Annotated in this window: 17 protein-coding genes; 3 read left to right on the top strand and 14 right to left on the bottom strand. The window is 56.5% G+C overall.

Features of this window, described 5'->3' with window-relative positions; translation table 11 throughout:
* Positions 1-12 precede the first annotated feature (12 nt).
* The 14 genes from KI379_RS00410 to KI379_RS00345 form a co-directional block, all read right to left on the bottom strand.
* Positions 13-591, bottom strand: coding sequence for a YmfQ family protein (locus KI379_RS00410; RefSeq protein ID WP_212982359.1), 579 nt, complete (start codon positions 589-591; stop codon positions 13-15).
* A complete protein-coding gene (locus tag KI379_RS00405) occupies positions 584-1,702 on the bottom strand; it encodes a baseplate J/gp47 family protein (RefSeq protein WP_212982357.1) in 1,119 nt (372 codons plus the stop codon). The genes KI379_RS00410 and KI379_RS00405 overlap by 8 nt, the downstream gene beginning before the upstream one ends.
* Positions 1,702-2,160 (bottom strand): DUF2634 domain-containing protein, encoded by a 459-nt coding sequence (locus tag KI379_RS00400; RefSeq protein ID WP_076175074.1) that lies wholly within the window; start codon positions 2,158-2,160, stop codon positions 1,702-1,704. Before KI379_RS00400 ends, KI379_RS00405 begins: the two co-directional genes overlap by 1 nt.
* Positions 2,153-2,563: a hypothetical protein gene (locus KI379_RS00395; protein ID WP_212982355.1), complete on the bottom strand. Its 411-nt coding sequence runs from the start codon at positions 2,561-2,563 to the stop codon at positions 2,153-2,155. The genes KI379_RS00400 and KI379_RS00395 overlap by 8 nt, the downstream gene beginning before the upstream one ends.
* Positions 2,556-3,533, bottom strand: a complete 978-nt coding sequence (locus tag KI379_RS00390; protein ID WP_212982353.1) for an XkdQ/YqbQ family protein — start codon at positions 3,531-3,533, stop codon at positions 2,556-2,558. Before KI379_RS00390 ends, KI379_RS00395 begins: the two co-directional genes overlap by 8 nt.
* Positions 3,530-4,165 (bottom strand): LysM peptidoglycan-binding domain-containing protein, encoded by a 636-nt coding sequence (locus KI379_RS00385; protein WP_212984570.1) that lies wholly within the window; start codon positions 4,163-4,165, stop codon positions 3,530-3,532. Before KI379_RS00385 ends, KI379_RS00390 begins: the two co-directional genes overlap by 4 nt.
* 42 nt (positions 4,166-4,207) lie before the next feature.
* The gene (locus tag KI379_RS00380; RefSeq protein ID WP_212982351.1) at positions 4,208-5,863 is read right to left on the bottom strand and encodes a hypothetical protein; all 1,656 of its coding nucleotides are present in this window, start codon (positions 5,861-5,863) and stop codon (positions 4,208-4,210) included.
* Positions 5,864-5,878: 15 nt separating this feature from the next.
* Positions 5,879-6,022, bottom strand: a complete 144-nt coding sequence (locus KI379_RS00375) for a hypothetical protein (RefSeq protein WP_163882323.1) — start codon at positions 6,020-6,022, stop codon at positions 5,879-5,881.
* Positions 6,023-6,036: 14 nt separating this feature from the next.
* Entirely contained in the window at positions 6,037-6,471 is a 435-nt protein-coding gene (locus KI379_RS00370; protein WP_076175084.1) for a phage tail assembly chaperone, read from the bottom strand.
* A 361-nt stretch (positions 6,472-6,832) separates the two neighbouring features.
* Positions 6,833-7,240: a phage tail tube protein gene (locus KI379_RS00365; protein WP_076175086.1), complete on the bottom strand. Its 408-nt coding sequence runs from the start codon at positions 7,238-7,240 to the stop codon at positions 6,833-6,835.
* A gap of 75 nt (positions 7,241-7,315) precedes the next feature.
* Positions 7,316-8,776, bottom strand: coding sequence for a phage tail sheath family protein (locus tag KI379_RS00360; RefSeq protein WP_212982349.1), 1,461 nt, complete (start codon positions 8,774-8,776; stop codon positions 7,316-7,318).
* 3 nt (positions 8,777-8,779) lie between these two features.
* Positions 8,780-8,989 carry a hypothetical protein gene (locus tag KI379_RS00355; RefSeq protein ID WP_212982347.1) on the bottom strand — a complete coding sequence of 70 codons (210 nt, stop codon included), beginning with the start codon at positions 8,987-8,989 and terminating at the stop codon, positions 8,780-8,782.
* 11 nt (positions 8,990-9,000) lie between these two features.
* Positions 9,001-9,840: a hypothetical protein gene (locus KI379_RS00350; RefSeq protein WP_212982345.1), complete on the bottom strand. Its 840-nt coding sequence runs from the start codon at positions 9,838-9,840 to the stop codon at positions 9,001-9,003.
* 442 nt (positions 9,841-10,282) lie between these two features.
* Positions 10,283-10,759, bottom strand: coding sequence for an ArpU family phage packaging/lysis transcriptional regulator (locus KI379_RS00345; RefSeq protein ID WP_116231834.1), 477 nt, complete (start codon positions 10,757-10,759; stop codon positions 10,283-10,285).
* A 261-nt stretch (positions 10,760-11,020) separates the two neighbouring features.
* Here KI379_RS00345 and KI379_RS00340 point away from each other — a divergent pair, with 261 nt between their 5' ends.
* The 3 genes from KI379_RS00340 to KI379_RS00330 all read left to right on the top strand — a co-directional run bounded on the left by KI379_RS00340 (position 11,021) and on the right by KI379_RS00330 (position 13,867).
* Positions 11,021-11,479, top strand: a complete 459-nt coding sequence (locus KI379_RS00340; protein ID WP_076175099.1) for a helix-turn-helix domain-containing protein — start codon at positions 11,021-11,023, stop codon at positions 11,477-11,479.
* 39 nt (positions 11,480-11,518) lie between these two features.
* Entirely contained in the window at positions 11,519-11,932 is a 414-nt protein-coding gene (locus tag KI379_RS00335) for an ImmA/IrrE family metallo-endopeptidase (protein WP_212982343.1), read from the top strand.
* Positions 11,933-12,034: 102 nt separating this feature from the next.
* Positions 12,035-13,867 carry a 5'-nucleotidase C-terminal domain-containing protein gene (locus KI379_RS00330; RefSeq protein ID WP_212982341.1) on the top strand — a complete coding sequence of 611 codons (1,833 nt, stop codon included), beginning with the start codon at positions 12,035-12,037 and terminating at the stop codon, positions 13,865-13,867.
* Positions 13,868-13,938: the final 71 nt, after the last annotated feature.

The following is a 13,938-nucleotide window of genomic DNA, read 5'->3' as shown; positions in this document are numbered from 1 at the left end:
TTAACCCCTCCTTTACGGTCTATATTTCTCCCATTCATCCCAGGTAAGATTAAGCGCATCTGTTTGATCCCAGGACTTCTTCGCTTTGTCCAGCTCGTCCCACGTTAAATAAGTGAATTTATACTCCAATGACATATGAGCCGGTTTTATTTCCTCCATGACTGCCTTCAAATCTTCCAAATTCGCTGGAATACCCCGCGTACCAATAAAGGTAACGGTGATTTTATACTCACCCGGTGAAATCAGTACACTAACTTCCCCGCCGTCGTAGGCCTGTGCCACGTTTTTGATCATCGAACCCGAAACCTTGCCGCTGCCTCTCAGCTTCGATTCAACATAAGAGCGTCTTTGATCAATCGGCTTATTTTTATCCGTAGGTATCCCCAGCTCCGCCTCCCACCGTTCCAACCCCCACGTCGCCGTCTTCACAAAAAACTGCTCCAGCGTCTCATTAAGCGCCGCATAAAGTGCATCCATCTCCGCGCCTTTGGCATCCCCATCAGCTCGAATGACCCGGCTGAATTCGTAGTAAGCTGGCAGATAGGAGAACAGTTCGGCACCACGAGGACTTGTAAAAGTAGTATCACTCATGAACGTCCACCGTCCCCAATACGGCCACTTCCCCAGGACTGATTTGGATATTCGTATCCGCGGCACCGTTAACCGTCAGATTGGAATAATCGATGATCGGCGGGATATCCAGCAGAATGGCGGCAATTCGGGTAAAACGGACAAGCGGATCCGCAAAAGCCAGCTGTTTCAGATAAGCGGTAATACCCCCGATCATCTGCTCCTTGACCACGTCTAAGGTTGCACCGTCTGCCAAAGTGAGCTGGACCGAGATATCGATCGGCACCTCTTTTGCGGGCATCACCGTTACAACCGGTCCAGCTGGAGCTTTTCCTTCTCCTTGACCATCCATCGTCGGATCAATATACTGCTGAACTGCTTCAACGATTGCCGGACTGGCTGCCCGCTTATCCATATCGACCAAATAGATGCCTACCGTCCCCGGACCTTGCCATAACGGAGCGACCTGCACTCCTCCCACGCCGGGAACCTCATTGGCCCACTGGATATATTGCGCTTTGTTGCCGCTGGTCCCCTGGTTTCGGATTTCCGCATAGTACCGTTCCAACAACGACTCATCCGACTCTTCATCGGCTCCGCCGGTTACTGCTGCCGGATTGCTCACCGAAATGATGCCGCTGGTTGGAACCAACAACACCTCAATGACGCCTGCCGGGACGTTTCCCTGGCTGCCTGCAGTCAAGGCCGTGATGGGTGCCACTCCCTCACCGTCGCTATCCAGCGTCACATCGGAGGTCGTCTGGTACTCAATGCTTGACTCACCCGTAATCTCGTCAGCCGGCGTGGCTATCAAAGTTCCCTTCGCCAGTTTTTTCCCAGGCTGCCCCACAAACTTCACGGTCCCGGTCGCAGGCACCGCTGCTCTCCGGTTCACCCCGCGCTCCGCCGTTCTTAAGGTCAGGTACTCACCGAAAGCCGTACTCGCAAACCCCCGCCTCAACACCTCCTGCGCCCACAGCGCCGCCTCGGAGAGCATGAACGCCACCGGCGCTTGCGCATCCCAAATAAAAGAGCCCTCGGACTTGTCAATATCCGAAGGCACCCTGGCCAGCATGCGGCTCATAATGTTTTCTTCCGTCTGCTCCTGCAAAAAAAGCGGCAAGTCCGCCATCAGATCACCACGCTTTCTATGATTTCAACCTCGTCCCGGACGCTCTGGATGCGGCAGCTGAAGCGGCAGGCCTCGCCTTCCCACGCAAAAACGAACTGATCCACGCTCTCCGTCCGCGCATCCGCCAGGAGCGCCTCGGAAACCATACGCCGGATTTCGCTCTCGAGCAGAGCGTGATCGTAGCCGCTGCCGACCAGATCCTCCAGCTCGCTGCCGTAGTCCCTGGAATAGATGAGATGGCGGTAGCGTGGAGTACGGATCGCTTTTTCGCACCAGGTTACCCAGGCTTCCCTTTCGTCCGCAACTGCGATTTTACGGGTCGGGGACATGACAAATTCCCCGGCGTCAAAATCGAATCGCCAGCTCCTTCCAAACACCGCCCCGCTCCCTTCCAATAGTTCCGTCTCCGCATCCTCGGTCCAGACCATGTCCTCCGTCTCCGGAAACAAATTAGCCACGGCCGCTCACCACCCTGCAGACGACGACCACGTCATCCCCACCGTTTACGCGGACGGCCAGCACCCGGTCCCCCGGCTTGAGCCCGGCACCCAGCTTCAGCGCAGCATTCGGGACTTCGGTCTCGTCAAAATAAAATGACGTATCCATCGCCACGCTCCCCCAATTTGGGGTATCTGTTCGCGTCCCAGATGCTCCAACCGCCATATAACGCGGCAGCGCAAGCAGCCCGGGCAGCTCGGCCACCATGTAGTCCTGCATTTCATGCTTGAAATCGTCCAGCTTCAGCCCCGTCGACGTGATCGTCCCCAGCACCGCCCCGACGCCGCCGAGCGCCTGGCGCGTGTGCTTGCCGACCGAAGCGTACAAAGAGGATGCAAGCTGTCCATACGGGTCTTTATTCAAGGTAAAACCTCCTTTTGACGTCGTCATAGGTACCGAGCTCCAGCGACATGCTGCCCGGGTTGCCCAGCTCGCGGCTAACCGAGATGACGAGCAGCTGCACTTGGCCCAACTTAACCGCATCCCCCGCCCGAATCGTATTGATATCCGGAGCGTTCACAGTGATCGTCTCCTGGATACCGCGCAGCTTGCTGCGGGCGAGCTCGCGGGCGGCTGCTCCATTTTTCACCTCGTCGTCCTGGATAATCGCCTGGAGCTGCCCGTACCTGGCTACGTCCTTTTCTTCAATGGTGAGGACTTTGGAGGGAACCTCTTTGCCTGTCTCGCTCGCCGCGGTCGCCAGCACCTTCACCTTCGTCGCCGCCCCTTCCAGCGTGCGCGTCTGCATCGTATCGGTTACCGCCTCAAGAACGTAGACGTCCGGGTTCGTACCCAGCTCATACAGTTCCAGGCCGGAGGCGATCATCCGCGGATGATACAGCTTGCCGCCGGCTTTGGCGGTCGCCCGCAAATCAGCAAACATGCTCGCATACAGCGACTGTGTCCGGTACACGGCCCGGCCCAGCTCCTTGCCGGTATCCGGCAGCTTGGCGATTTTCAAATTCCAGTCGGAGGCATATTTTTTAAAACGCTGCGTCGCCGTCTGCTTCGCCGGGAACAAATACTCGTCCTCCGATTTGTCCAAGTAGACTGTGCGGTCGTACAGTGTTATAGTCATCCGCTTCATGCCGTTGTTCGTCGTCTCGACCTCCCACACGACCGCAGGATGCAGCAGGGTGACGTAATCCTTTTTCCCGTAAGGAATGCCGCTGATGCGGATAGCCATGCCCGGTGTGATCGGGGGCAAATCCGGCGTCACCACCAAGTTGACCGTGCCCTGGTAAGCGATCTGCTCCAGCGAGTCGCGCAGGTTGATCGCCTCCACCAATGGGGTCAAATCGTATTTGTCCTGCAAAATCACCTTGTAACTCATAACAGCACCAGCTTCTGCCCCGGCTTAATGGCATTCGGATCCTTGCCGATTACCTTCTGGTTCAGCTTGTAGATCTGGTTCCATTTCGAGCTGTCGCCGAGCTCCAATTTGGCGATTTTGGAAAGGGAGTCCCCCACCTTGACCGTGTAGGTTTTATTTTTCTCCTTCATGTCGGTGCGCTGCTTTTTGTTGACTGCTGTCCCACCGCCGGTGCCGCTGCCAGCCGTTTTCGCCACCTTAAGCTCTCTCCACGTGCGGAGGGTGATGTCGAAATACACGTCCCCCGGCTCTCCGCCCCGGAACGTCGTTTGATGGGAGGCCACGAACACGGGCACATTGATCCCGGCTTCGCTGATGACAAACCGGAGCGGGGTTTTCATGACCAAAAAATCGTTCAGTTTGTTCATCGCCACCTGCGGATCAGGCAGCTCGCCTTTTCCCCCTTTGCAGAAGGACTCATCGTACACTTTCGGAAAAAAGGAGGAAAACGAGATTTCCTTAATCCGGTCCCCCTGCGGAAAATCGAACTCCCCGGACGAGAGAATGTTGGCGGTATCGTAGCCCTTTTGCCTGGAAATGATCACTTCCTCCGGATTGACCGGAAACGTGAATCGTTCACCCTTCCCGGTCATTAACACCAAATCCACAGCAGTTCCTCCTCTCTGGAAACGTCGTTACACATATGCTTTCGCCCCCGGCTTGCGGTTCTGCGCAGCTTTGGCAAACTCCGAACGCAGGCGCTGCCCGATCTGGAGGATCAGGCCCTCCACATCTATGGGTGTCTCTTCATGCACAGTCACTTGCACCGCACCCGCCGGGAGATTGTAGTTGGTTTCCGTTTTAAAATCCTTCAGAAACCCCGACAGCGCCGACATCTGCTCCGGACTGATCTGCACGAGCTGTGGCGTCGTTTTGCCGCTCCCGTTGCCCCCGATTCCCGGCTTAACGCCTCCGGTTGCAGCCTGCAGCCGTGGGCCTGTTCCCATCGGAGCGGCCGGACCTTGGGCTCCGGGCAGGTAGGGGCTGTAAGCTTTGCTGGTTAATGGGAGGGGAGATGTTGGGGGCACATACCTATTCGGGTAGATCATTCCCGGTAACCCTTTTTGGGCTGTCCATGCAGGTGAAGCATATTGTCCGTACGGCAATCCTGTAGAAACAGCTGGTGCAGATCCTATGCTGGATTCAGGTTTTACGGGAGCCGGCTTGTCCTTTTTCTTCTTTTTCGAGAACAGACCCGAGACCCAGCCGCCGACCTTGTCTCCTATATAACCTCCGGCTGCACCACCCAGCATTGCTCCGACCGCCGTTCCTCCAACAGGAATAACCGATCCTAAAAAGCCTCCCAAAACCGTTCCGACGCCGCTCCCGACGGAGGACCCGATGGCTTGAGCCCGCTCTTTCCCGGTCTTTGCGGTCATAATGGATATGGCATCGGCTGCGAATCCAAGGACCCCTGGCAGATTTTTGCCTATGCCCTTGGCGGCTGAAGTCATCATTCCACTGCTTCCGATGGATTTTACGGTAGGAGCAGCGTTCCCGCTGCTCTGGGCGGCTTTTGTGGCTGAATTGGCGATCGCGCTGCTTTTACTGCCACCGAAGAAATCCTTTCCACTTTTCCACAACCCCTGTATTCCGCCGATAACGCCTTCACCAGCAGAACCAATGGTACCGATGAAATCACCCGCTGCGCCCATCGTTTTCCACGCTCGGCCCAAGGTCTTTTTCCGCTTATAAGTTTCAGTCCTTAGAGGAGTTTCCCTTTTGGCAGCGTCAGGGTCGGCCGCGAGGTCCTTTTTCTCCTTATCCTTGTCCTCGCCTTTCCATGCCTTTTTGATGGCTTTGCCTTTATCCGGGATCTCCCCTGCGCTTTTTAACCCTCCGCCAAAGTTTTTTAGTGCAGAAAATACATCCTTGATTTTGTCAGCAGTGGACTTTGGGGCGTCCTTCTTCTCCCCGCCGCCGATCTTTAGCCCCCCTATTGTTTCCGTGAGCTTTTTGACGGCGGCCGAGTTTTCCTGAAGCGCTGTAACGAGAGTGGAAAAGTCAATCTTTCCGCCTAACGCTCCCCCACCTACTGCAACATCTACAGTCGCCGTCGCCCGGATAACCTGCGATTTCACGCGGTTGATTTTTTCCAGCAGGCTGTCCAGCCCTTTCGAAGCACTGTCCTTCAGCGCAATTTCGGGAACCATACGGGTTCTCCCGATCTTCAGCACCCGCCCCTGAATCCGTTCAAAATACCGCTCCATCGCCCGCAGCTCCCGGTTCGCCTTGATTACGTTTTTCGGATCAATGACGAGATTCAGCCGGTAATTTAACGTTTCTGCCATAAATTCTTCACCTCCTTAACCTTGATTCGTGGCTGCCATCTGTTCGATTTCTTCCTGGGAAAAAGCGAGCAGCAGCAGCCGCTCCCCGCGCGGGAGCCGCCAAAACTCTCCGGGACGAAGGTGATGCCGGGCCCACAGGTGGTACAGCATCGTCGTCATTCCCCCGGAGCCGATCAGTTTTTTAGGTCAGCGATCTCGACCCCGAAACCGGACAGCTCCAGCACCTTGTCGCCGACGGCGTCCAGTTCCCCGGCCAGCAGCATGCGGCGTACCGCCTGCTCCCCGCCCGACAGCTTCAATCGGCTTGTGATCCGCGGATCGCCCCAGCCGTTCAACGTGAGCCCTTTCACTTCCAGTTTGCCGGTAGCTTCGGAGATAAGCAGCGCGTTGAACGTTTCGGTATCGACCTTTTCATCCACCGCCCCCTTCACCGTGCGGCGGACCGTACACCGCTCACGGATGCTATCCACCTTGCTTGAGGTCAGGCCGTGCAGTACGATCTGCATATCCAGCCGCTTGATGCGCACAGTCTCCTCCGGCAGCTTCTCCGCCGCCTCAAACAGGCTGTCCAAAATTTGTTCCTCGCTCCAGTTATCCTGCAAGCTCATGCGTCTTCCTCTCCTTCATTTCATGAATGGTTTATGTCCCTAAAAGGATGATGCTGAGAGTTTTACTCCTTGAAAAGAGTACTTACTCAGCCATTTTGCGTTTCCAGTCAAGCTGTACAATAGGTGCGCCGGTTCCAGTTCACGAAAAGAACACCCATAAGCGCAAAAGTGCGGCTATTTTCCGGGAAATCACACCTAAGGCACTATTTAAAGCAAAAGTGCAGTTTCATTTCCGGCCAACCCGCCATTTCGCAAATTCCACCAGAAGTCAGTGCACTTTTGCTTCTATCTTCTTCTAAAATGGTGACTTCGGCTGGATGAAGTACACTTTTGCAGTTTAGCAGCTAATTCTCCGAACTCCTTAGTCCGCCGTGATCGGGTCCAGCAGCTCGTACCCTTCAAAGGTAAACGTCGTTTCCTCCTGCACTTCCTCGCCGGCGGTCCAGTTGGCCAGCTGGATTTTGTCCGGCATGCAGCGGATCAGGCGGACGCGCTCGTGTCCGTAGGACTCGGGATCGTCCAGCTTGGAGATGATTTCAAACTTCGTGAAGCCGCGGTTGATCATATCCGAGGTCACTTTGTAGCCGCTCATCGTGCCGGTTCCTTTTTTGCTGCCGCTTTTGTGGACCGTCCAGTCGCTGCCCACCAGCTTGAGCTCGCGTTTCTCGATTTCGACGCTGGCTTCCAGCTTGTTAATGTGCGTCTGCCATACACCGTCGATATAGGCCTGGCCGTACGTGCCGAGAATGACTTTTGAAGCATCCAACATAGGGGTTCCTCCTCAGAGTTATTCATAGTTTTTTTCATAGCTTGCATGAGTTAAAAAAAGACCGCGGCTCTTCCATCACTGCACGTAAAAGGTGCCGAACAGCTGCTCCATCACGTCCGTCAGCTTCACGTTCCACTGCAGGAACACCTGATCCGGCTCCGGCTGCTTCACCGCAGAATCGCCGTAGTAGGCCGGATCGAGGATGACGTCATAGCCGTCCGGCTCAATGACGCTGCTCAGCGACAGCTGGCCGAGGTATTCCTTGACCGCGCCGATCAGGGCGAGGCGGCCTTCTTCCGTGTTGTTCACGCGGCCGATGTACGTCTGCTCCGCCGCCCGCTGCAGATCCGCATTGATCGCGTCCATGACGCGGATGGAGCGGATCTTCTTCCAGGCGCTGCTCTGGCCTTCGGCCGGTGTCGCCAGCGTGTTAATGCCGCGCAGCACCTTCACCTGGCGGCCGTCAAAGAAGAGCAGGAACACGCCGCTCTTCACGGCCTGCTCCTGCTCGGAGCGCGTCCAGCGCCGGGTAACGTCCTCGAACGGCGTGACCGCGTACGTCGCGGACTGGTTCAGGCGCTGACCCGCGATCAGGCCGGCCACATAGGCGGCCGTCTGCGCGGAGCTGTAGTCCGTCCCGGACAGACGGACGCCGGTGCCCACGTTGACGATGCCCTCGTGGTTCATGGCCAGGGAGCGGGCCGCCGCCAGATCGGCCGCATCCTTCGACACGTCATCGGCGGCGCTGCCTCCGAAGACGGCCATGACGCCGCGGCCTTCGCCGCGCAGCCGCTTGATCCAGGAGGCAAAGCTCTGCAGCAGCGCCATGTCGGCGGCATAGTCAAGCGCCAGCAGGTCGAAGTCCTGGCCTTCGGCGGCCTCCTGCATGGCGACGTAATCGGCGTTCGTCAGGCCGCCGATGCCGCTCGCGCCGCCGGTCAGCGCCAGTCCGCTGACGTCGGCCGGTACACCGCCGCCATCCACGGCCTCGGCAGTGACCCAGTCATTGCCGCCGTTGATGCTCGCGGCCAAGGAAGCGGCCGTGCCGTCCGCGCCGGTGAAGGTGCCGAGCAGCATGGCGCCTTCATACAGGCGCAGCTCCTTTGCGGCCGGATTGCCGAGCGCAGGCTGTACCGTCACGGTGAAGCCGTTGCCGCGGCTGCCCGGGTGCTTCGCCGTCAGCTTCAAGACGGCGGCCGGCGCAGCATCGCCGCTCTGCATCGTCACGGCCGCCGCCTGGGCCGTATCGTCCGCCAGGCGGTAGGCCAGCAGCTTCTTCGGACGGCCGAGCAGCGCTAGATAGAGGGCCGGGTAGGCGGTCGCCCCATTTTCGCTATCTGCGGCAAACATCGCAGCAATCGCCTGCTCGCTGCCAATCTCCACGAACTCGCGGACCGGACCCCAATTGGCTTTGACCGGCACGATCACCGTTCCGCGGCTGCCGCCTTGAATGGCCGACGTTGCCGCTGCTTTAAAGTTCATATACAATCCCGGCAGCACCGGTTGATTTGTGCTTTCCCAAGTTCCACCTGCCATAAGTTAGACCACCTTCGCTTTCATGAATTGTTGGATTTTTCCTTGTACCTCGGCGATCGAAAAATGTTGACCGTCCATGTCATGCATAGCACCTGCCAGGACCTCTGCCCGTACCCCGAACAGCTCCTTGGCCTGCGCCTTCAATTCCTTCAGCTCATACCTCGGCATACCGCCTCCGGCATCCGGGGTTTTCGAAATTTTCTTTCCGCCCATATCGGGCCACCTCATTTCATGATAGGTTGAACGGCAACGCGGCGGATTAGCGCCGCTTCCTCCGCAGGACGCATCCGCCGCTGCACCAGGGTCAGCTTAAGCTGTCCATCCAGTATGGCGTCGGCCTGCATATTCGCGGAAACCTCTGCTACTGACAGGTAGCGGCGTTCCCCGTCACCAAGCGGCAGCTGGGTTTGCACCCCCAGCTCCTCCACTAACGCGACCGAGGCATGATGCTCGGTCTCCGGAAACGGTGCCGTCAAATGCCCCACAAATGTTTTGCGGATCTCGTACATCGAAGCCCCTGCCATTTTCGTCTCACAGCCGGCAAGGCGCCACAATACGGCATGCTCCTCCCGGTCCGCGGGCCAGGACGTTTCGTAGACCTGCCACAGGTCAGCCAGCTTGCCCCGTGTCCATCCCGCCAGGGCGCTGAGCCATGCATCCGCAGGGGCAGGCGCTTCGGCTCCCGAAGCCTCCGGCAGGTACGCACCGAACCTGAGGCACCGGATGATGCCGCCCGAGGCCGGATCAAGCGCGTCCGCTTCCGGGACGCCTAAATAGTGCAGCAGGATCGCTCCCGGATCCGGACCTGCTATTTTTTGGCGCTGCAGCCCCCGAACCAGCTGCTGTGCCCAGGCATCCAACCGGGATATCCCGGCACTGCCGCTGTACAGCTTTATTCGCACTACCTGCCGGTAACCCGCCCAGGCCGACTTCCAAATCTCCTCGCCAAGGGTGAGAACAGCGTATGGTCCGTCGTCCCCTTCTGCTCGCGGCTGCACATCGTAGATCCGGCCATCCAGCTCGGGAATCAAGGCAGCGACTGTCTGTTTAACGGCTTCCCTCATACTACTACCCGCCGAACCGTTTCTTTTGCGTCACAGCCCCTTCCATTCTCTTGTGTCCGCTGAATCTGTATCAACTCGGCCCCCTCCTTTCTCTCTGATCATGGCTTACCGGGCAATGAGCATGTACACGTCCGCAAAAAAACCGGCCCTTCCGGCCGGCTTAACATCCACTGATTGTGTTCGGTACGTCCCTTTGCTTCATTCCCGATGATATAATCTTACACCCCGGATTCGAAAACGCTGACGGCAGTTCGGACGGTTATCGGCGGAAAATAGTACGAATATATGTTCGTATTTTTATATCCTTTTTATTCCAAATAGAAATGGTTAGGATCAGCACTTCTGCGGCCGATTCATCCCCCGAAACTCCCGCTTCCCATTGGATAAAAAAAAAAGCCGAAGACCTCTCAGGTCCCCGGCTTGTCCCGCTTATGAGCAGGCTTTATTTGGAATTGCATGCTTTGGCTTTTTGAAGCTCGGATAACGTCAGCAGCCCGCGGTCCGCAAACGCCAGCGCCATTTTATAGAAGGCTCGCGTTCGTATTTTCGTGTACGTGTCCTTACTGACCGGCGGGTCGAGCACGTAATTGTAGACTTTATAGTCGAAAACGTCATCTTCCTTCATATACCGTTCTCGGATCAGCGTCTGTTCCCGTTCGCCCAGCCGTTCCACGATCGATTCGATCATCCGGCAGTATGCCTGGCGGGCCGCAGGCGCGTCCACATTGTAGACGGCGACCTGCGCCGTCTGGTCCGAGGTCACGTTGGTCGGTCCGTGAAACCGTTCGGTATAAGAGGCAGTAACGCTCGCTTCTCTGACTTCAAACGTAATCGTTTTATAGATCCGGTATTTCTCCAAAATCGCTTCAACGGCGGCCTGGGTCTTGCGGCGGTCCAGCTGCGGCAGCATTTGATCCATATTCAAACACGCTCCTTCATGGATGTTCACCTAAAAAAACTGTGGCTTGTTCGCATTTTTGTTCGTATAATGATGTTAACATACCACTTTTTGGGTATCCCGTAAAACCCGGAAATCCCGGCTTAACCACCATTTCGCTCCGGATTCCTTTTTCTTTCATGCCATTTGGTAACTATAACATCATTTTCTTTACCTTTTGGCAATATTGAATTATAGTAACGGATAGAAATAGATCAACGTCATAAAGGGAGTGGCTAAACCGTGGAAAAAGAATTCGGAGCCGTGCTTAAGCGGCTGCGCGAGCAGAAGGGCATGACGATCAACCAGCTTGCCGAAGCATCGGGCATCAGCAATTCGCAAATTTCCCGCATGGAGAACGGGATTCGGGGCGTGCCTAAACCGCCGACCATCCGAAAGCTCGCGGACGCGCTGGAAGTTCCTTACGGCGAACTGATGAGCGCCGCAGGATTTTGGGATGCAGACGGGGCTGCCAAAGGATTGCGGGAGGAAGCGCCGGCATGGGCGACCTATAAGGACAAGCGGGATTTCAAGAAAATGCTCGAGGAAGACGGAGAGCTGATGTTCGACGGAATTCCGCTGGACGCCGAGGACAAGCAGCGTATCAAGGACGTCCTCACCGGGCTGTTCTGGGAAGCGAAGCAGATGAATAAGCGGAAGAAGAAGGAGCCAGGTTCTCCGGACAGCCCCTCTTCTTCGTGATGGGTGGGACGAACAATCCACAACTTGCAGGTGAATCCTATGGATGAAATGATTCGAAAGCTAATCCGAAAATATAAGACCAGCTGCCCTTTCGAACTTTCCCGGTCCCTTGGCATTCATATCCGTTACCTGGATCTCGGCAAATCCACCAAGGGACTCTATTACCGGAAACTGAGACGGCGGTTCATTGTGATTCACAGCGAGCTGTCCCCCGAGTGGCAGCGGTTTGTCTGCGCGCACGAGCTCGGCCATGACCGGCTCCATAAGGGGATCAACCGTTTTTTTCTGGAGGAGCATTCCTACTTTGCCCCCGGCAAGCTGGAGCGGCAGGCCAACCGGTTTGCCGTCGGCCTTCTGTCCGCGGGAACGGCGATACTGCAGGGCGAAACGACTGAAAACTACTGCAAGCGTGTCGGCATTCCGCCGGAAATGCACACTTATATTCAACCTTAGGCCAATAAATGATTCATAAGTCTTATTTCACCGTTCCGATAGTCTATTAGAATAAAAGGGAAGGAAAATTTATCTAATACGATTTAGGAGGTTATGAGATTCATGATCACAAGGAAATGGTTCACCTCCCTTCTGTTCAGCGCGGTGCTGTTGGCTGGTTCGGCCCAGATGGCAGCGGCGGCAGAGGGTACGACCGGGAGCACCCCGGAGCCATCCGCCCCGTCCGGCAAGCATATTACGATTCTGCACACAAATGATATGCACGGCCGTGCGGTAGAAGCATCCCCTGAAATGGGATTTGCCAAGGTCACAGGAATCTTTAACCAATACCGCAGCAAAAATCCGGATACGCTCGTTCTTGATGCAGGCGATGCCGTACATGGTACGCCATTTGCCACACTCGTTCAAGGCGAGAGCATCGTGAAGGTCATGAATGAAATGGGTTATGACGCCATGGTTCCGGGCAATCACGAATTCAACTACGGCTGTAAGCATCTCGTCGAACTCTCCAAGGAGTTAAAGTTCCCGATGCTGAGCGCGAACGTCATCCAGTCTGACGGCACTACCCTCTTCAAGCCTTACATAATCAAGGAAGTCGACGGCGTCAAGTTCGGCATTATCGGCCTGAGCACGCCGGAGACCGCATATAAGACGAACCCGACTAACGTCACCGGGCTGAAGTTCGCCGATCCATCGGCCGAAGCCAAGAAATGGGTGAACGAAATCCGCGGGCAGGTCGACGTCGTTGTCGTAGTTGGCCATCTCGGTCAGGACAAGTCGAGTGTCGACACCAGCCTTAAGGTCGTTAAGGAAGTGCCCGGCATCGACATTTTCATCGACGGACACAGCCATACGGTTCTGGAAAACGGCCTGATGGCCGACAACAACACGTTGATCGCCAGCGCCGGCGAATACACGAAATATGTCGGCGTCGTCGATCTGTGGGTCGACAACCATAAAGTGGTGAAGAAAGAAGCCACGCTGATCGATGAGAAGGAAGCTGCCGATATCAAGGCCGACCCGAAGGTCGCCGATCTGGTCGCTTCCATCCAGAAGGAGCAGGAACCGATTCTGAAGGAAAAAGTCGGCGAAACGCCTGTGAAGCTGGAGGGTTCCCGTGAGAAAGCGCGCACCGGCGAAACTAACCTCGGTGACCTGCTGGCCGACGCGATGCGCGATGTGAGCCAATCGGATGTGGCCATCACGAACGGCGGAGGCATCCGCGCGTCGATCGAAGCCGGCACCATCACCAAAGGCGACATCGTTACGGTTCTGCCATTCGGCAACCAAATCGTGCAGCTGAAGGTTAAAGGCTCTGATATTAAGGCGGCCCTCGAGAACGGCGTATCCGACTATCCGCAGTCCAAGGGAGGCTTCTCCCAGGTTTCCGGGGTGACGTTTAAGATTGATACGTCCAAGCCGAAAGGAAGCCGTGTTCACTCCGTGAAGATCGGCGATAAAGCGCTCGATCCGGACGCCACGTATTCGCTCGCGACCAATGACTTTATGGCTGTCGGCGGCGACGAATACACGATGTTCACGAAGTATCCGCAAGCCGGCATGTACGGCGCCCTGGACGAAGCCCTGATCAACTATATCCAGCAGGGCAAGCCGATTCCGGAAGGACCGGCCGGTCGGATTACCGAAGGACCTGCCCCTGCGCAAACGACAGCGCCGACACCGTCCGAACCAGCGCCAACGCCGGCCAAACCGGAAACGTCGGCGCCTTCGAAGCCGGCAGCGCCAGCCAAGCCGCAGCCTGAGGTCAAACCGGCCCCTGCTCCAGCCGCGAAGGTCTATATCGTCAAGAAAGGCGATACGCTGTACAGCATCTCGCTGAAATACCATACGACCTGGCAGACGCTGCGCGACCTGAATCATATCAAGAACGCCAACCGGATTTATCCCGGTCAGCAAATCAAGCTGCCTGCTTAAACCTTGACGGCAACCTTAAGGAAGCTGTGAAACTCGGGAATGAAGCCCAGCATCCAGCTTCAAAGCCCCAT

Origin of the sequence: Paenibacillus cineris (assembly GCF_018333335.1) — a bacterium.
In the GTDB taxonomy this organism is placed as follows: Bacteria; Bacillota; Bacilli; order Paenibacillales; family Paenibacillaceae; genus Paenibacillus_AQ; species Paenibacillus_AQ favisporus.
Note: the sequence above shows the minus strand (reverse complement) of the source record. Positions and strands in the feature narration are given on the sequence as shown.